Source organism: Pseudomonas sp. B21-056 (assembly GCF_026016325.1).
Lineage (GTDB): Bacteria > Pseudomonadota > Gammaproteobacteria > Pseudomonadales > Pseudomonadaceae > Aquipseudomonas.
This window is the reverse complement of the sequence record NZ_CP087203.1, coordinates 4,907,890-4,925,105: the sequence shown is the minus strand read 5'-3', so window position 1 is coordinate 4,925,105 and position 17,216 is coordinate 4,907,890. Positions and strand designations below refer to the sequence as shown.

17 protein-coding genes are annotated in these 17,216 nt (G+C 62.0%); 6 read left to right on the top strand and 11 right to left on the bottom strand.

The window, feature by feature from the left end; translation table 11 throughout:
* Positions 1-55: 55 nt before the first annotated feature.
* From colR to LOY67_RS21375, 5 genes are all read left to right on the top strand, one after another.
* Positions 56-739 carry a two-component system response regulator ColR gene (gene colR / locus LOY67_RS21395; protein ID WP_024779529.1) on the top strand — a complete coding sequence of 228 codons (684 nt, stop codon included), beginning with the start codon at positions 56-58 and terminating at the stop codon, positions 737-739.
* The gene (locus LOY67_RS21390; protein ID WP_265064323.1) at positions 729-2,006 is read left to right on the top strand and encodes a sensor histidine kinase; all 1,278 of its coding nucleotides are present in this window, start codon (positions 729-731) and stop codon (positions 2,004-2,006) included. The genes colR and LOY67_RS21390 overlap by 11 nt, the downstream gene beginning before the upstream one ends.
* A gap of 114 nt (positions 2,007-2,120) precedes the next feature.
* Positions 2,121-2,789: a class I SAM-dependent methyltransferase gene (locus tag LOY67_RS21385; RefSeq protein ID WP_265064322.1), complete on the top strand. Its 669-nt coding sequence runs from the start codon at positions 2,121-2,123 to the stop codon at positions 2,787-2,789.
* 4 nt (positions 2,790-2,793) lie between these two features.
* On the top strand, positions 2,794-3,504 hold the full coding sequence (locus tag LOY67_RS21380; RefSeq protein WP_265064321.1) for a lipopolysaccharide kinase InaA family protein: 711 nt from the start codon (positions 2,794-2,796) through the stop codon (positions 3,502-3,504).
* Between the two features lie 2 nt (positions 3,505-3,506).
* Positions 3,507-3,734, top strand: a complete 228-nt coding sequence (locus tag LOY67_RS21375) for a hypothetical protein (RefSeq protein ID WP_265064320.1) — start codon at positions 3,507-3,509, stop codon at positions 3,732-3,734.
* Positions 3,735-3,827: 93 nt separating this feature from the next.
* Here the strand turns inward: LOY67_RS21375 and LOY67_RS21370 are convergent, their stop codons facing one another.
* The 11 genes from LOY67_RS21370 to LOY67_RS21320 form a co-directional block, all read right to left on the bottom strand.
* Positions 3,828-6,854, bottom strand: a complete 3,027-nt coding sequence (locus LOY67_RS21370; protein ID WP_265064319.1) for a multidrug efflux RND transporter permease subunit — start codon at positions 6,852-6,854, stop codon at positions 3,828-3,830.
* A 13-nt stretch (positions 6,855-6,867) separates the two neighbouring features.
* The gene (locus LOY67_RS21365) at positions 6,868-8,016 is read right to left on the bottom strand and encodes an efflux RND transporter periplasmic adaptor subunit (protein WP_265064318.1); all 1,149 of its coding nucleotides are present in this window, start codon (positions 8,014-8,016) and stop codon (positions 6,868-6,870) included.
* Between the two features lie 153 nt (positions 8,017-8,169).
* Positions 8,170-9,267, bottom strand: a complete 1,098-nt coding sequence (locus LOY67_RS21360; RefSeq protein ID WP_265064317.1) for a DUF1513 domain-containing protein — start codon at positions 9,265-9,267, stop codon at positions 8,170-8,172.
* Positions 9,268-9,269: 2 nt separating this feature from the next.
* Positions 9,270-10,334, bottom strand: a complete 1,065-nt coding sequence (locus LOY67_RS21355) for an imelysin family protein (RefSeq protein ID WP_265064316.1) — start codon at positions 10,332-10,334, stop codon at positions 9,270-9,272.
* A gap of 27 nt (positions 10,335-10,361) precedes the next feature.
* The gene (locus LOY67_RS21350; protein WP_265064315.1) at positions 10,362-11,798 is read right to left on the bottom strand and encodes a di-heme oxidoredictase family protein; all 1,437 of its coding nucleotides are present in this window, start codon (positions 11,796-11,798) and stop codon (positions 10,362-10,364) included.
* Positions 11,799-12,052: 254 nt separating this feature from the next.
* Positions 12,053-13,393 carry a sensor histidine kinase gene (locus tag LOY67_RS21345; protein WP_265064314.1) on the bottom strand — a complete coding sequence of 447 codons (1,341 nt, stop codon included), beginning with the start codon at positions 13,391-13,393 and terminating at the stop codon, positions 12,053-12,055.
* A gap of 66 nt (positions 13,394-13,459) precedes the next feature.
* The gene (locus LOY67_RS21340) at positions 13,460-13,894 is read right to left on the bottom strand and encodes a Spy/CpxP family protein refolding chaperone (protein WP_265064313.1); all 435 of its coding nucleotides are present in this window, start codon (positions 13,892-13,894) and stop codon (positions 13,460-13,462) included.
* Between the two features lie 258 nt (positions 13,895-14,152).
* Positions 14,153-14,830, bottom strand: a complete 678-nt coding sequence (locus LOY67_RS21335; protein WP_024779541.1) for a response regulator transcription factor — start codon at positions 14,828-14,830, stop codon at positions 14,153-14,155.
* Between the two features lie 7 nt (positions 14,831-14,837).
* The gene (locus LOY67_RS21330; protein ID WP_265064312.1) at positions 14,838-15,248 is read right to left on the bottom strand and encodes a translation initiation factor 2; all 411 of its coding nucleotides are present in this window, start codon (positions 15,246-15,248) and stop codon (positions 14,838-14,840) included.
* 113 nt (positions 15,249-15,361) lie between these two features.
* A complete protein-coding gene (locus LOY67_RS21325) occupies positions 15,362-15,661 on the bottom strand; it encodes a YciI family protein (RefSeq protein ID WP_265064311.1) in 300 nt (99 codons plus the stop codon).
* A 1-nt stretch (position 15,662) separates the two neighbouring features.
* Positions 15,663-16,259, bottom strand: coding sequence for a septation protein A (locus LOY67_RS21320; RefSeq protein WP_265064310.1), 597 nt, complete (start codon positions 16,257-16,259; stop codon positions 15,663-15,665).
* A gap of 87 nt (positions 16,260-16,346) precedes the next feature.
* Here LOY67_RS21320 and LOY67_RS21315 point away from each other — a divergent pair, with 87 nt between their 5' ends.
* Complete coding sequence (locus LOY67_RS21315; RefSeq protein WP_265064309.1) at positions 16,347-17,210, top strand: PHP domain-containing protein; 864 nt, start codon at positions 16,347-16,349, stop codon at positions 17,208-17,210.
* The last annotated feature ends 6 nt before the right edge of the window (positions 17,211-17,216 follow it).

Genomic DNA, 17,216 nt, shown 5'->3' with positions numbered 1-17,216 from the left:
TGGCCGTAAGCTGCGCGGGCCAAGACGGCCGTTAACCGTATACGCAGAGGTGCCCATGCGAATTCTATTGGTCGAAGACAACCGCGACATCCTGGCCAACCTGGCCGATTACCTGGGGCTCAAGGGCTATACCGTCGACTGTGCCCAGGACGGTCTGTCGGGCTTGCACCTGGCTGCGACTGAGCATTACGACCTGATCGTGCTCGACATCATGCTGCCGGGTATCGACGGTTACACCTTGTGCAAGCGCCTGCGCGAAGATGCCCGGCGCGATACGCCGGTGATCATGCTCACCGCCCGGGATCAACTGGACGACCGCCTGCAGGGTTTCAAGTCCGGGGCCGATGATTACCTGATCAAACCCTTCGCTCTGTCGGAACTGGCGGCCCGCATCGAAGCGGTCATGCGTCGGGCCCAGGGTGGCGGCCGGCGCGCGTTGCAGGTCGGTGACCTGAGCTATGACCTCGATACCCTGGAAGTGACCCGCGAAGGCAAATTGCTCAAGCTCAACCCGGTCGGCCTGAAATTGCTGGCGGTGCTGATGCAGAAGAGCCCCCACGTGCTGCGTCGGGAAATCCTTGAAGAAGCCTTGTGGGGCGACGATTGCCCGGACAGCGACAGCTTGCGCAGCCATGTCCATCAACTGCGCCAGGTGATCGACAAACCGTTTGAAAAACCGTTGCTGCATACCGTGCACGGTGTCGGTTACCGCCTGGCCGAGGGCCGCGATGGAGTTTAAGCAGAGCCTTGCCCAACGGATCATCATCGCGTTTGCATTGATGAGCGCGTTGGTGGCCGGGGCCTTCGCCATGGGCATCGTGGCGACGGTCCACCTGGTGGAAGAGAAGCTGATTTCCTCCGGACTGGGTGGCGACCTGCAACGCCTGTTGCTGATGGACAGCGTCTCGGACTGGAATCATCGTCCGGAGCCTGATCAGTTGTTCTATTTCAGCGGCGGCCCGGGTGATTTCGAATTGCCCAAGGATCTGCGTCACCTGGAGCCTGGCTTTCACGAGGTGTTTCGCGAGCAATTGTCCTACCACGCCATGGTGGAGATCGTTGACGGCCGCCATTACGTGTTGCTACAGGACCAGAGTGACTTCGAAGAGCGCGAGCGGGTGCTGTTCGCCGTCGTGCTGGTGGGCTTCGTGCTGAGCCTGGCGCTGGCGGTGTTCCTGGGGTGGATCCTGGCTCGCCGGGTGATGGCGCCGGTGGTGCGCCTGGCCCGGCAAGTACGGCATCGCGACCAGCTCCTCGGACTTGCTCCGCCGCTGGCACCGGATTATGCCGCCGATGAGGTGGGCGAACTGGCGGTGGCATTCGACGCGACACTGGGGCGGTTGCGCCAGGCCCTGACGCGCGAGCGTTTGTTCACCAGTGATGTGAGCCATGAGTTGCGCACACCGTTGATGGTCCTGGCGACTTCCTGCGAACTGTTGCTGGAAAACCCGGCATTGGATCAGCGTGGTCGCACTCAGGTCGAGCGCATCAGCCGGGCCAGTGAAGAGATGCGCGAACTGGTGCAGACGTTCCTGATGCTTGCCAGGGCTCAACGCGAGGACAACGGCATGTCGCCTCGCATGCCCCTTGGGCAGGTGGCGGAAAATCTCCTCGGCGTATGGCGCGCGGCCGTTGAGGCCAAAGGCCTGGCGCTGATTTTCGAACCGGGGCAGCCCCTCGATACACCTTATAACGCTACGTTCCTGACGGCGGTCATGGGCAATCTGCTGCGCAACGCCTTGCACTACACCGATCAGGGCTTCATCCGTCTCACACTGAACGGCACCGGATTCGTCGTCGAGGACAGCGGCGTGGGCATTCCCGAGGAGAAGCGTGAGGCGATGTTCGAGCCGTTCGTGCGTGGCAATGAGAAGCGTGGCGAGGGGCTTGGGCTGGGGTTGTCGCTGGTGCAGCGGATTTGCGAGAACCAGGGCTGGACGGTAAGTCTCAGCACGATGGAGCCCAACGGTTGTCGGTTCGAGGTTGAGTTGAATCTGAAGGAGTGAGTCTGTCCATTGAAAAATCTTGTAATCATTGAGAAGGTTACATGACTTTTTTTTCACAAAGCGATGACACACCGATTCATAAGGTTGGACCTGTCTGAAATGGAGGTCCCCTTAATGTCCCAGCCCATCAAGCTCGATTTTTCCGAAAAATACGACGAGCAGCATGCTCAGAAATACTTTCACAAACATCGAAGCGGCTTGAGCCGCCGTCTGTCCAATCAGCGCGATCAACAACTGGCCAAGCGTGCTTTGGCACTTGCCGGTGACCCGGGCCTGGTGCTGGATCTGCCTTGCGGTGCGGGGCGCTTCTGGTCTTTGCTGGCGGAAAAACCGAACCGCGTCATCATTGGCGCTGACAATTCCGAGGCCATGCTCAAGACCGCAATGGAGTCTCAGTCCGCCGATGTCGTGAAACGGGTACAACCCTTGCACACTTCTGCGTTCGACATTGCCTTGCCTGATAACGCCGTCGACAGCATTTTTTGCATGCGCTTGCTGCACCACATCGGTGAACCCGCGCATCGACTGGCGATACTGAAGGAATTCGCGCGTGTCAGTCGTGACAGCGTGATTATTTCATTGTGGGTCGATGGCAATTTCAAGGCCTGGAAGCGCAAGCGTCAGGAGCGTACTCGTGGGCAGAAAGACTACCAGAATCGATTTGTGTTACCGGTTGCTACAGTAGAAGAAGAGTTTCGGCAGGCGGGGTTTCGCATCCAGGAGCAACTGGACTTCCTACCGCTCTACGCCATGTGGCGAGTTTATGTATTACGCAAGAGGTAACAGCATGGTTGCGCAGGTAGTAGAGGCACCTGGGATTTCCCGCAGTAGCTTCGACCAGTTCTGGAGCATGCAAGGTGAGTGGGTAGAGGAGCCTAACGTGCGCCGTGGCGGTGAAAGTGGCGTTCAGCGGATCATCAGCAAGGATGGCGAGCTGTTTTATGCCAAGCGTCAGACCGGGCACATTTATCGCAGTTGGCTGCATCCGTTAGGTAGACCCACCGTGTTGCGAGAGCAGGATGCGCTGCTGGCATTGACCCGACTCGATGTTCGCGTCCCCCAGTTGGTTTTCTGCGGGGCCCAGCGGGACCCGGTCCATAAGTGGCGTGCTCTTCTGGTGACCCGGGCACTCGAAGGCTTCGAGGAGATCGAAAAATGGTACGCCGCAGGTGGGCGCGAGCGTCATGGCGAAGCGGTGCATGATCAGATCCTGCGGTCGTTGGCCGATAACCTGGCCCGCATGCATAGGGGGCGTTGGCAACATAGCTGCCTCTATATCAAGCATGTCTTTGTGCGCGTAACCGGGGAGGGGGAGGCGGCGAAGCCCGAAGTCGCCCTGTTGGACCTGGAGAAGTGTCGCCGACGCTTGACCGCCCGACGTGCTGCATCCCATGACATGAAGCAGCTACGGCGCCATTCGTCGTTCAGCGATTCTGACTGGAAAAAACTCGTCTACCTTTATGAAACGGCGTTTGGCAGCGCTATCAAAGGCTTATAACGATGAAACTTGAAATTGCTAGAGGTGTGTTTTTAGTAGGAGCCCTGGCAGTTGCATCAATGGCGGTGGCTGTCTGGGAACAGCCCCGTTCTAAGGTACTCAGTGCCTCCAACTCAGACGCTCACTGCCCTTTACCGCGGGTGACCAAGGCCAGCGAGGTTGTCCGACCGGATAACGACCTGTTGCTGTTCATGTTCAGTCTTTCCCAGGGCGTGAGGCCGCAGAGTTGAGAGGCATGGAGCCAGAATAAAGGCTGCCTTCGGGTAGCCTTTTTTATGTCTGGTTATTTAGTGGGAAGACAGGGGGAATCCCTTCAATTGGGGTCAGGCTTTATCCGGCTTGGCCAGCAGCGTGTAGATGCATGGCAATACAAACAGCGTGAACAGGGTGCCAATCGACATGCCGGTGGCGATGACCGTGCCGATGTCGAAGCGGCTCACTGCTCCGGCGCCGGTGGCCAGGATCAATGGCACCATGCCAAACACCATCGCGGCAGTGGTCATCAACACCGGTCGCAGACGAATCGACGCGGCCTGTTCCACGGCTTCCCGTGGCGTCAGGCCCTGTTCCTTGCGCAGTTGGTTGGCAAACTCAACGATCAGGATACCGTGCTTGCTGATCAGGCCGATCAGCGTCACCAGTCCCACCTGGGTGTATATGTTCATGCTCGACCAGCCGAGGAATAGCGGGATCAGTGCTCCGCAAATGGACAGCGGTACTGTCACCAGAATCACCAGGGGGTCACGGAAGCTCTCGAACTGGGCAGCCAGCACCAGGAAGATGATCGCCAGCGCCAGGGCAAAGGTGACCCACAACGCACTGCCTTCCTGGATGAACTGACGCGAAGCGCCGGCATAGTCGAAGGCAAACCCCACCGGAGCCTCTTCCCGGGCGATCTGGCGGACCGTTTCGATGGCCTCGCCCATGCTCACGACGGGAAAGCCCGAAATCGTCACCGCATTGAGTTGCTGGAACTGATTCAGTTGCCGCGGGCGCGCCCGATCGCTGACCTTGATCAGGGTCGACAGGGGTAGCGACTCACCCTGGGTATTTTTCACGTAGTAGCTGTCAAGCCAGCCAGGATTGTCCCGGAACGGTCGTTCGACCTGGGCAATGACCTTGTAGCTGCGCCCTTCGAGGGTAAAGCGGTTGATCTCCGACTCCCCCAGGAGGGTGGCCAGGGTTCCGCCCAGGTCCTGCATCGAAACGCCCATCTGAGCGGCCTTGTCACGATCGATGTCGACGACGACCTCGGGCTTGTCGAAGGCCAGGTCAATGTCCATGAACGCGAATTTTCCGGACTCCACTGCGCGCTTCTTGACCCGCTCGGCAACTTCCAGGAGCGTCGCATAGTCCTTGGGCGAGTTGATGACGAAGGCAAAGGGCAGGCCTTCGCCGGTACCGGGCAGGGAAGGGAGGTTGAAACCGAAGATCTGCAGGCCCGGGATGCCTTCCAGCTTTTCCTGGACATCAGGCAGGATTTCCATCTGGGTGCGGCTGCGTTCGTTCCAGGGCTTGAGCAGGAAGCCGCCGATGCCGGACTGCACGCCGTTGTAGCCGTTGATCTGGAACGAAGAGTAGTACTCCGGGAACTCCTTGAAGATCTCGAGGAAGTGGTCCGTGTAGGTGTTCAGGTAGTCGAGGTTGGTCGGCTGCGGTGCCGTGGCCATCATGAAGATGATGCCCTGGTCTTCGTCGGGGGCCAGCTCGGACTTGGTAAACATGATCAGCACCGGAATCAGCAGCAGGACGATCACGGCGAACACCAGCACCACCGGCCGGGTATTGAGCGTGCCGTGGAGCATGCGCTGGTAACGGTTCTTCAAGCGTTCGAAAACCATGTCCAGCCGATGGGCCAGCCCCGATGGGTTCTCGTCGTGGCGCAGCAGCATGGCACACATCATGGGCGACAGGGTCAGGGCAACGATCCCGGAGATCACCACGGCCCCGGCCAGGGTCAGGGCAAACTCCTTGAACAGTGCGCCCGTCAGGCCTTCGAGCAAGCCGATTGGTGCATACACCGCCGCCAGCGTGATGGTCATCGAGACCACCGGCATGGCAATTTCCCGGGCGCCTTCCAGTGCGGCGTCGAACGGGCTCTTGCCTTCCTCGATGTGCCGGTGGATGTTCTCCACGACGACGATCGCGTCGTCCACCACCAAGCCGATGGCCAGCACCATGGCGAGCAGCGTCAGCAGGTTCATCGAGTAGCCCATCAACTGCATGAAGAACATCACGCCGATCATCGACAGCGGGATGGTCACCACCGGAATGAGCACCGAGCGCAGGGCACCGAGAAACAGGAACACCACGACGATGACGATCAGCACTGCCTCGAACAGGGTTTTCACCACCTCATCGATGGACGCCTGGATGAACAGGGTCGCATCGTAGGCAATCTCGGCCTTGAGGTTCGTCGGCAGCTGGGCTTCCATATCCGGCATGATCTTGCGCACTTCCCGGATCACATCCAGCGGGTTAGCGCCGGGTGTGGCCTTGATCCCGATGTACACCGAGGGCGTCCCCCCGAAGGAACTGATGGTGTCGTAGTTCTCGGCGCCCATTTCCACCCGGGCCACATCCCGCAGCAGCACTCGGCTGTCACCGTTGGTCTTGAGCGGGATCGCGGCGAAGGCCTCTGCGGATTTGAGTTCGGTGTTGGCGTTGATGCTGGTGACCACGTACTCGCCTTTCACTTCACCGGCAGCGGAGAGGAAATTCTGCTGGCGCACGGCATTGGTCACGTCAGAGGCGGTCAGGCCGAAACCGGCGAGCTTGACGGGGTCGAGCCACAGGCGCATGGCGAAGACCTGGTTGCCAAGGATCTCCGCCTCGGCCATGCCCGGCAGGGTTGCCAGTTTGGGTTGGATCACCCGTGCCAGGTAGTCGGTGATCTGCGGGTTGCTCAGTTCCTTGCTGAAGAAGCTGATGTACATCAGGGCCGAGGCGTCGGCGGCCTCCCGGCTGAGCACCGGGTCCTCGGCATCCTGGGGCAACTGGTTCTTGACCTCGTTGGCCTTGGCCAGCAGTTCGGTGAAGAGCCGGTCGCTGTTGGAGCCGATGCGCGCGTAGACCGATATCACCGAAAAATTCTGGCGGCTGACCGAGGTCATGTAGTCGATGCCCTCGGCGCTGGCCAGGCTCTGCTGCATCGGCTGGGTGATGTAGCCCTGGATGGTTTCGGCGTTGGCCCCGGGGTAAGCGGTGGTCACCGTGATCAGGGCGTTTTCCATCTGTGGGTACTGGCGCAGGGGCAGCTTGCTCCAGGCCTGGAAGCCCAACAGCACGATCAACAGGCTGACCACGGTGGCGAGCACCGGACGGCGGATGAACGGATCGGTAAAAGCCATGGGGATTCCTTGATCAGTCCGCGCGTCGCGGGCTGTTCTGTTCGGTCAGGGTCTTGTCGTCGCTGATGGCGATGGGGGTACCGTTATCCAGTTTGATCTGGCCGGCGGTCACGACCTGTTCGCCGCTCTGCACGCCCTTGGTAACCAGCACCTGTCCGTCACGACGTTCACCGGTCTCGACGAAACGCCGTTCGGCGATCAGGACTGGCTGGCCCTTGTCGTCCTTCTCGACATTGCCATCGGCGGTTTTCTTCTGCGTCACCACGTACATGGAGTTGCCGTAGAGGGTGTAGGTCACGGCGCTCTCCGGCACGACGATCCCGGCCGCGACGTCCGGCAGGATCACCTGCAGGTTGGCGAACATGCCGGGCAACAGCCTGCCGTCGGGGTTGGCCAGGGTGGCGCGTACCAGCACATTGCGGGTGCTGTCCTCGACCTTGGGGTTGATGGCGCTGATGGTGCCGACGAACGTCTGGCCGGGGTAGGCCGAGACGCCGACGTTGACCGCTTGGGCGACAGCCAGTTTGGGTACCGTCTGCTCCGGGACGTAGAAGTCCACATAGAGGCTGCTGAGGTCCTGCAGGGTGGCGATGACCGTGCCGCTGGCGAGGTAGTCGCCGACATCCACCTGGCGAATGCCGATGGTGCCGCTGAACGGCGCGACGATGCGTTTCTTGTCCAACGACGCCTTGAGCTGGTTGACCGTGGCCTGGTTCTTTTTCAATTGTGCCGAGAGCCGGTCGAACTCGCCCTTGGAGATCGCCTGGCTGCCCACCAGTTGCCGCCCGCGGCCGAAGTCCAGTTGCGACAGGCCCAGGTCGGCCTCGGCGGTTTCCAGCAGGGCACTCTCGACCTCACTGTCCAGTTGCAAGAGCGGCTGGCCGGCCTTGACCTTTTGCCCGGACTGGAACAGCAGCTTCTGCACGGTCCCGGCGATCTCCAGGCTCAGGTCCACGCCTTGCAACGCCTTGAGGCTGCCGACGGTAGGCAGCCGGTTCTGCCAGGACTGCTCGGCGGCGCTGGCCACGGCAACACTGACCGGCGGTTTCGGTACAGAAAACGATTGGATCTGTTGGTAAACGGAGAAGGCCTTGTAGCCGGCCAGCAACAGCACCACCAGCAGGACAACACCCAACATGATCAGCATGCGGCGTCGCAGCATGTTCCACTTCCTTGGAAAGCCGATAGAAAAGACAGTCAGGCGGGCACATTACTCTGAGTGTGCTGGGGATTCCAGATCCCATAAGGCCCGCGTCGCGTAGGAATATTCCCGAAATACAAGGGGCTCTGCATTGATAGCTTCGCCCCCCTTCAATCAGACCAGGTGCAAATGGTTGTCCCAGAGCCCTGCCGGCAGGTCCAGCGGCTTTGCAACCAGTTGGGCCTGTCGACAATCGTAATAGCGGCAACGCCCCTGGCCCGAGGTCACGACGAAACCATCCGCCACCGCACCCACCCCGGCGCAATCCGGCAGAGGGGCATCCAGGCGGACTTCGCCGCTGTCCAGGTCCCAGATGAAAAAGCGGTTGCCACGCGGTGCCGTCAGGGCGACCAGGCGCAGGTCGCTGTGCACGGCGACGCTGGCGGTGTAATGCCCCATGGCTTGCAGTTGCTGTTCTGAGACCGGGAACGCCTTGAAGGGCTGGCCCGGGCGCTTGATCGCCACCAGCTCCGAAGACTCGTGGGCGTCCCCCATGAACTGCTGGCCGGAAACGATGGTGCCGTCACTGGCGATGCCCAGGTGGCGCACGCTGTTCATTGACTGAGGGAGGGTTTCCTTGCTCAGCAGCGTGCCGTCGCGCTGCATGAGGACCAGGCTCGGTTCCATGGCGTGGAGGTTCATCTCGACCCGGCTCTCGGCCTCGGTGCGGATACCTCCGTTGGCCACCACCAGGGTTTCGCCGTCGGGCATCCACGACACCTGGTGTGGGCCGATGCCGTGGGTGGGAATCTCGCCGCTGTGCACCAGCCGTTCACCTTCGAAACGGTAGACGCCCAACAGGCCGCGTCCCGGATCGGTGGTGTCATTCTCGGTGGCGTACAGCCACTCGCCGCTGCGATGGATCACCGCGTGGCCGTAGAAATGCCGGTTCGGCAAGGACGTGATGGTCTGCAGCAACGTGCCATCGCGCAGGTCGATCAGGTAGCTTTCGGTGCCCGGGCGACGGGCGACGAACAGCGCAACCGGCTGCGACGGATGATTGACGATGTCGTGGCAGCGCTGGCCGACCTGGGTGGCGAACACCTGTGTGCCGTCCAGTCGATAACCCACGGCGTAGTGCTTGCCGTCACCATCGTTGCGTGCCGAAAGCAGCAGCGCAGGCTTGTCCTTTTGCTTGAACAGCGTCCAGCCGCCCAGGGTAACGGCGCCGAGCAGCAAGCTGCCCAGTGCCAGGGCCTGACGTCGAAACATGATCAGTCACCGTCGTTGGCATTGAAGCCCAGTTGGATGCCCAGCGCCTTGGCCAGTTCGCCTTCGTGCAGGCGATGGACGACGTTGAGGCTGTCGTACAAGTCGTTGAGTTGCTGACGCCCGGCGTCGTCGTTGAGCATTTCGGTCAGCGAGCGCTGGGTGCTGGCGAACAGTTTCAACGATGCGTCATAGGCAGCGTCGATCTTGTCGGCGAGGGGTTTCTGGTCGCTCGGCAACAGACCGCGCAGGCCCTTGTTGTCCACGCCGACCCAGACCGTCCTGGCGGCGCTGAGGCTGGCTTCCAGGCCTTGCAGGGACGACTGGCTACGCCAGGCATCGGCCTGGAAAGGTTGCGGTACGCCCTTGGTCTGACGGCCCATCGGGGTGCCGAGTTTCTTCTTCAAGGTGTCGAGGGCAGTGACCTGGACCCGCAGCAGATCGGCGATCGCTTCGTGGGAATCGGCGTAGCGCTGGTTCGGAAACTTGCTCATCTGGGCGAGCATGCCGTCGTTGGTGTTCCAGCGCGACAGGATCTCTTCGGCCAGTTGTTTCTGGCGTTCACCGATGGCCATCAGCAGTGGGCAGTACTTGGCTTTCTGCGCGTTGTCGGCCATGTCGATCCTGGCGTCGAACAGCAGGTACTCGTAGGCCGAAAGGCCTTGGACCACGACGCTGGATTTGGCCAGGCCGGCGGCGTCGATCTGCGGCTGGCTTTCGACCAGTTGCTCGACCTGACGGCCCACCAGGTTTTTCTTGTCCGGCCAGAACTGGACCTGCCAGGCGCGGTTGCCCTCGGCCAGCGGACCGATCAGCAGCGGTTGCAGCTCGGCCCAGGCCTTTTGTGCCTTGAGGAAGTCGGCGCGGGCGGTGTCCAGGTTTTCCTTGCCTTGGCAGAACGCCAGGGCGCTGCTCGCCAGTTGCCGGTCGGCCTCGACCCAGCGACTGTAGGTCGGCAGGATCACTTGCTTGGCGATGGCGGCCGACGTGACGGCTTGCGGATCCTGCGGCGAGCAGGCGCCGAGGGCGAGGGCGGCGAGGCTGGTGAACAACAGCTTGGGACGGAACATGTCGGACTCCCGTTCTTCGGAAAATTATTAAAGGGAATTCAGGAAAGCCAGCAACGCAGCGCGCTGCTCGGCATTGAACGCTAAAACCTGGCGCTGCGCCGCTTGTGCTTCGCCGCCATGCCACAGCACGGCTTCGAGCAGGTTGCGGGCACGACCGTCATGCAGGAACTGGGTGTGGCCGCTGACGGTTTCGGTCAGACCGATACCCCACAGCGGCGGGGTCCGCCAGTCACGGCCGCCGGCCTTGAATTCGCTGCGGTTGTCGGCCAGGCCGTCGCCCATGTCGTGCAACAGCAGGTCGGTGTAAGGGCGGATGACCTGGTTCGCCAGCTCCGGCTCGGCGGCGTTGGCGGAGGTGGTGTATTTCGGCGTGTGGCAGGACTGGCAGCCGGCCTGGAAAAACAGATTCTTGCCGGCCAGCACCTCAGGCGAGTTGACTTCGCGCCGGGCCGGCACGGCGAGGTTGCGGCTGTAGAACAGCACCAGGCGCAGGATGTTGTCGCTGACTTCCGGTTCGCCGTCCGGGCCATTACCACTGGGCGCGCGCTTGCAATCGACCTGGGCTTCGGTGCAATCGTCGAACGGCCGCAGGCTGGTCGTCAGGCCCATGTCGCCGGAGAACGCGTGGACGTTCTGCTGGTTGAGGTTGGGCTGTCCGGCCTTCCAGCCGAAACGTCCCGGGACGGTTTTCTGTTGGGCATCGTCCCAGACCTGATTCGGCCGGCCGGCGATGCCGTTCTTCTCCCGCGCCTGGGCCTCGGCGTTCGCCAGGATGGCTTCATCGGGGATGGCTTCCAGCAATCCCAAGCCGATCATCGGCGGCGCGACGCGGGCGGAAAAACGCGTGTCGGGGTGCATCGGGCCGTAGCCCAGCTGGCTGATCTGCAGGTTCGGCTTGCGCAGTTCGACGACCGTGCCGTCCTTGAAACGCACCGGGACGGGGGAATAGTCAACCCGGACCTTGCCTTCCGGGGCGACGCCGGGGACGGACATATCCTGCAGTTGCCCACCGTAGACGGGTTCCGGGACCACGCCCAGTTGCTCGATGACCTTGGCGTAGGACGGCCCATCGGGGATCGACAGGCGCACCAGCATCGACACCGAATTGGCCGCGTCCGGTGCCGGAGGATGGCCGCGGCCGTCCTTGATGTGGCAGTTCTGGCAGGCGTTGGTGTTGAACAACGGCCCGAGGCCATCCCGGGCGGTAGTGGTCGAAGGGGCGATCACCCAGGGGCTGCGGAAGAAACTGTTGCCGACGCTGAAGTCCACGCGCCGCGAAGGCGGCAGGTTGGCCGAGGGCAGGGAGAATGCGTTCTGGTCGGCCTTGCGCACCGTCGCGGCACCGCCGGACCGGGCCTCGCCAGGCTCGGCCTGGGTAAAGCGCGGGGCATCATCGCAGGCACTCAGGCCCATGGCCATGGACAGTGCCATGAACAGCGCGCATAGAAGAGGCAACGACCGCATCGAACATCCTGGAAGGCGAGTGAAACGAGGGCGCAAAGTCTAACAGGAGCGGGGACTTTGAATAAGAGGAATTATCGTTTGGTTTGGATGAGGCAGTTCTGCGGATGTTGGCAGATGATGTGTCGCCACAACCCCTGTGGGAGCGAGCCTGCTCGCGATGGCGTCAGGTCGGCCAGTATCAATGGTGGCTGATACACCGCTATCGCGAGCAGGCTCGCTCCCACAATGGTTCTGTGGTGACTGCGGGCATGGGGTTAAGGCTGGACAACAGCCCCCGGCACCAACGGCAGCTCCAGACTAGCGATGAACCCACCGTCGGGGTGGTTGGCCAGTACCAATGCACCACCGTGGCGTTCGGCGGCACGGCGGGCAATGGCCAGGCCCAGGCCGTGGCCGGCGGCCGTCTGGCCCGGTGCACGATAGAATGGCTCGCCCAACTGACCCAAGTGCTCGGCCTCCACGCCCGGGCCATGATCGCGCACGCTCACCAGAATGCGTTCGCCCTGGCGCACCGCGCGCATTTCGATGGGGTGCCCGGCCGGGTTGAAGCGCTGGGCGTTGCGCAGCAGATTGTCCACCGCCCGCTCGACCATGGTCGGCCAGCCCTTGAGGGTCAGGTGCGGCTCCGCGTTCAATTGCACGCTTTGCTCGGGGGAGGCCAGTTGTGCATCTTTTTGCAGGGCAACCAGCAGGCCGTTCAGCTCGATCTCTTCGGCGCTGGCGTTGTCGGCATCGACCCGGGCCAGTACCAGGATTTCACTGATCAACGCCTCCAGGCGATCACATTCACGGGTCAGGCGCGGCCATAGCGCTTCACGCTCCTGGGGGCTGGCCCGCTCCGCCAGCGCGAGGGCGATGCGCAGTCGGGCCAGGGGCGAGCGCAGTTCATGGGACACATCCCGCAGCAATTGGCGCTGGCTGCCGATCAGGCTTTGCAGGCGTGCGCCCATGCGGTTGAAGTCGGTGGCCAGCACACCGAATTCGTCCCGGCGGTTGGCCAGTTTGGCCAGGCTGTTCTGTTGGTAGGTGGTCTGGCCCAGGTCATGCACGGCACCGCGTAGCCGGTTCAACGGGCGGGTAATGGAGAGGGTCACCAGGAGGCTGAACAAGGTCAGCACCACCAGGGCGATTCCCAATGCACTGAGGGGCCAGAGCAGGCTTTCGCGGTGCCAGGCGTCCAGTTCGGGGTGAGGGATGCGGTAGATGAACAGGTATGTGTCGCCGGTCTTGGCGCTGGTGAATTCGTCGGTCAGCCGCCGCCAGGGCAGGCGTCGGTCGTCGTTGTTCTGCCGTGCCTCGAAGGCGGCGGCCCTACGCGGGAATGTGCCGCGCACCACCGGGTCGCCGCTTTCGTTGAGCACCTGGACGTCGATGTGATACTGGCGCTTGCGCTGTTGCAGGATCTCTTGCGCGGCGTCCTCGCCCTGGCTTTCGTAAGTCTGCGTCCACGCTTCGGCCAAGGTGTTGAGCCCCGGGTGACGACTGAGGATCCAGGCGTCCTGGTTCAGCATATGCCCCAGTAGGATGGAAAGCCCTGCAACCAGCGTGATGGCCAGCCAGAAACTGGCCAGGATGCGCCAGAACAATGAACGCACGGTAGATCCTCGAAAGCAGAGAAAGCCCAACGGCCGTTAACCGTTGGGCTGGGATGCATCAGCGCATTATTGCGCTTTTTGCGGTTGTTGCGCTTTCCAGGCCTTGAATTCGGCCCACTCGGCACGACGTTCGGCCTGTTTCTTCTGGATCGCGTCGAACTCTTTCTGCTGCTCAGGCTTGAGCAGGCCGCGGATCTGGGCGTCGACTTTCTCGTGTCGTGCGGCCATTTCGTCTTTCATGGCTTTCTGATCGGCTGGCGACAGTTTCGCCAGGTACTTCTCTACCAGTTCGCGGCGCTCGTGGCGCTGTTCGCCCATGATCTTGCGGATCTGCTGGCGTTGTTCATGGGTCAGGTCCAGTTGGCTGTACGGACCTTTGCCGTGCATCTGGCCGTGACGCGGGCCGTCCATCGGCCCCATCGGGCCGGCGCCTTCCGGCATGGCCATGGCGACGGTCGGCAGGGCGGCAGCGAACATCAGAGCGATAAGGGTCTTGCGCATGGTGTATCTCCTTGTCTCATTCCCGGTCAGTTCCGGATGTGTGCAGATTACGGAGATCAAGGTCAGCGGCGGTCAGGGGTGGGTAAAGCTTGGGTAAAGACGGTTTGGTGTGGTCCTGACAAACACCTGATTTCAAGTCGGACCCATACCTGTAGGAGCTGCCGAGCGAAGCGAGGCTGCGATCTTTCCCCAGGCACTTGAATCGTGAGTGAACACCCGACCAGATCAAGATCAAAAGATCGCAGGCTTCGCCAGCTCCTACAGGCTGTAGTAGTAACCCCGGCTGCGCAGCGCCACGATGCGCGGGCGGCCGTCGGGATGGGGGCCGATTTTCTTGCGCAGGTTGCTTACGTGCATGTCGAGGCTGCGGTCGTACAAGGTCAGCTTGCGGCCCAGGGCGATCTGCGCCAGTTCCTGCTTGTCCAGCGGCTCGCCCGGTTGCTTGAGCAGCGCTTCGAGCAGGCGGCTCTCGGACACGGTGAGGGTCTGTTCCTGCTCATCGATACTGACCACGCCACGTACCGGGCTGAAGGTCAGATCGCCCAGTTCGATCTGGCTGGACACCGCCGTCGGATGACTGCGACGCAGCACGGCGCGCAGGCGGGCGGTCAGTTCCCGTGGGTCGCAGGGTTTGGCCAGGTAATCGTCGGCGCCCAGTTCCAGGCCGAGGATGCGGTCCAGCGGTTCGCCGCGGGCCGAAAGCATCACCACCGGCAGTTCCGGATGGTCGGTGCGCAGTTGCTTGAGCAGCTCCAGGCCACTGCCGTCGGGCAGCATTACATCCAGCACCACCGCTGCCGGAGCGGTTTCGGCCAGGGCCTTGCGGGCACTCTGGCCATCGTGGCAGGCCCGGACCTGGAAGCCTTCCTGGCCCAGCCAACTGCCGAGGAGCTCACACAGCTCCTGGTCATCATCAATCAGTAACAGCTCGCTCATGAATCACTCAATTTAGCCATTGCCGACGCTGTCTACGTCCACCGCTGGCAAAGATACCGCAGAGTAGGGCCAATAGCGCTACCCCGGCACCGATGACGAACCATTGCTGTTGATCGGTCAACAGGCGCGGCAGGGTGCTGGACTGGGCTTCCTTGAGCTGCAGCTTCAGGCGCTGGTTCTCCTGGCGCAACCGGCTCACCAGTGCGGTTTCGCGTTCGCTGTTGGTGTTCTGCAATTGCTGGGTGAGTTCTTCGCGCAGGCGTTCGCTGTCTTTCAAGCGTTGCTGCAGCTCGGTGATCTGGCCGCCAGCACTCAGGGACAAGGGCGTCGAATGACTGCCCTCGGTGCTTTCTTCACCATGGGCGGGAGCCCCGATCGCCAACATGACCCATAACAGGCACAACGGACCTTTGCGCATTGCCACTCCTGAATTCCAATCGATACCAGACAGATTAGACAGGTTGTCGGCAGGCAAACGAGAACAATGAGCAATTGAGCGCAATGAGCCACGAAGGCTCATTGCGCCTCGGGTTATGGCAGGACTTGCTTGAATGGCTTGACCACGACATTGGCGTAGACGCCGGCGGTCACGAACGGGTCGGCCTCGGCCCAGGCTTGCGCGGCGACCAGGGATTCGAATTCGGCCACGATCAGGCTGCCGCTGAAACCGGCGGCGCCAGGGTCATTGCTGTCTATCGCTGGGTGCGGGCCGGCCAGCACGACACGGCCTTCGGCCTTGAGCTGTTGCAGGCGCGCCAGGTGTTCGGGGCGGGCGGCCAGGCGTTTTTCCAGGGAGTTGGCGACGTCGGTGGCAATGATTGCGTAGAGCATGTCAGTCCTCGGTTTTTTGCGTAGGGGTGTCGGCATCGTGCAGGTGACGGGACAGGTAGATGCCCTGGCCGACCAGGAACAGCAGTGTCATGCCCAGGCTGCCGAAGACCTTGAAGTCGACCCAGTAGTCCTGGAAGGTGAACGCGACGAACAGGTTGGCGCCGCCACAGAACAGGAAGAAGGCGATCCAGGCGATGTTCAGGCGGGTCCAGATCAGGTCCGGCAGGCTGACGGCGTGGCCCATGATGCGCTTGATCAGCAGGCTGTCGCCGATGAAATGACTGCCGATAAAGGCCAGGGCGAACAGCCAGTTGACCACCGGTGCTTTCCATTTGAGGAAGGTGTCGCTGTGGAAGGCGAGGGTCAGGCTGCCGAACACCAGGCAGGCGATCAGGGTCAGCCACTGGCTTTTTTCCAGTTTGCGCTGGGAGATGAACAACGCGCCGTAGACCACCAGGGAACTGATGATGAGCACCGCGGTGGCGCTGTAGATACCGCCTACCGTCAGGGACTGGCCGGCAATGTCGACGGTCCGTGGGTCAAGTTTATAGGTGATGAAAAACAGCAGGAGCGGGATGAAGTCGATGAATTGTTTCACAATGGCAGCCAGAAGCAGGATGTGGCGGCATAATAACAAACATCCTTGGCCGCGATAGGGCCAGCTGATTTGAGGTAACAAAGCCCCGTGAATGTTGATTTGCACTGCCATAGCACGGCCTCCGATGGCGCCCTGGCGCCTGCAATTGTGGTGGCGCGGGCGTTCGAGCACGGCGTGCGAGTCCTGGCCCTGACCGATCACGACACTCTCGAAGGCCTCGGCGAGGCCCGCGACGCTGCGACGGCGTTGGGCATGCAACTGATCAACGGCGTCGAGTTGTCCTGCACCTGGGGCGGAGCGACCATCCATGTGCTGGGCTACGGTTTCGATGTCGGTGCGCCGCCACTGGTCCAGGCCATCGCCGAATTGCGCGATGGTCGCTGGCTGCGCGCCGAGGAGATCAGCCGCAAGCTGGCCCTCAAGGGCATGCCCGGTGCACTGGACGGCGCCCGGCAGATCCAGCAGGCGCTGGGCGACAGCGGTAACGCCCCGGCCCGGCCGCACTTTGCCGACTGGATGGTGCGCGAAGGTTTCGTCAAGGACCGCGCTGAAGCGTTCCGCAAATGGCTGGGGGCCGGCAAGCTGGGGGACGTCAAGCAGCATTGGCCGACGTTGGAAGAGACGGTTGAAACCCTGCGGGCCGCCGGGGCCTGGGTCAGCCTGGCGCATCCCTGGCACTATGATTTCACCCGCAGCAAGCGTCGCCGCCTGATAGCCGACTATATTCAAGCAGGGGGCCACGCCATTGAGGTGGTCAATGGCCATCAGCCGGCCGAGCAGGTCGGCAGCCTGGCGATTCTGGCCCGTGAGTTTGGCCTGCTGGTCACCGCCGGCAGTGATTTCCATGGCCCTGGAGGCTGGTCCGAGATCGGCGAATACCGTCCGTTACCCGAAGATCTGCCACCGCTTTGGTGTAGATTCAAACATGATCTTGTTACCGACGCCGTCTGAACAGGT

Bases quoted from the DNA above. Each gene is read 5' to 3' on its own strand.
- LOY67_RS21370 (WP_265064319.1), bottom strand. From the start codon at position 6,854: ATGGCTTTTACCGATCCGTTCATCCGCCGTCCGGTGCTCGCCACCGTG.
- LOY67_RS21350 (WP_265064315.1), bottom strand. From the start codon at position 11,798: ATGCGGTCGTTGCCTCTTCTATGCGCGCTGTTCATGGCACTGTCCATG.
- LOY67_RS21360 (WP_265064317.1), bottom strand. From the start codon at position 9,267: ATGTTTCGACGTCAGGCCCTGGCACTGGGCAGCTTGCTGCTCGGCGCC.
- LOY67_RS21385 (WP_265064322.1), top strand. From the start codon at position 2,121: ATGTCCCAGCCCATCAAGCTCGATTTTTCCGAAAAATACGACGAGCAG.
- LOY67_RS21340 (WP_265064313.1), bottom strand. From the start codon at position 13,894: ATGCGCAAGACCCTTATCGCTCTGATGTTCGCTGCCGCCCTGCCGACC.
- LOY67_RS21380 (WP_265064321.1), top strand. From the start codon at position 2,794: ATGGTTGCGCAGGTAGTAGAGGCACCTGGGATTTCCCGCAGTAGCTTC.
- LOY67_RS21375 (WP_265064320.1), top strand. From the start codon at position 3,507: ATGAAACTTGAAATTGCTAGAGGTGTGTTTTTAGTAGGAGCCCTGGCA.
- LOY67_RS21325 (WP_265064311.1), bottom strand. From the start codon at position 15,661: ATGCTCTACGCAATCATTGCCACCGACGTCGCCAACTCCCTGGAAAAA.
- LOY67_RS21335 (WP_024779541.1), bottom strand. From the start codon at position 14,830: ATGAGCGAGCTGTTACTGATTGATGATGACCAGGAGCTGTGTGAGCTC.
- LOY67_RS21365 (WP_265064318.1), bottom strand. From the start codon at position 8,016: ATGCTGCGACGCCGCATGCTGATCATGTTGGGTGTTGTCCTGCTGGTG.
- LOY67_RS21355 (WP_265064316.1), bottom strand. From the start codon at position 10,334: ATGTTCCGTCCCAAGCTGTTGTTCACCAGCCTCGCCGCCCTCGCCCTC.
- LOY67_RS21330 (WP_265064312.1), bottom strand. From the start codon at position 15,248: ATGCGCAAAGGTCCGTTGTGCCTGTTATGGGTCATGTTGGCGATCGGG.
- colR (WP_024779529.1), top strand. From the start codon at position 56: ATGCGAATTCTATTGGTCGAAGACAACCGCGACATCCTGGCCAACCTG.
- LOY67_RS21390 (WP_265064323.1), top strand. From the start codon at position 729: ATGGAGTTTAAGCAGAGCCTTGCCCAACGGATCATCATCGCGTTTGCA.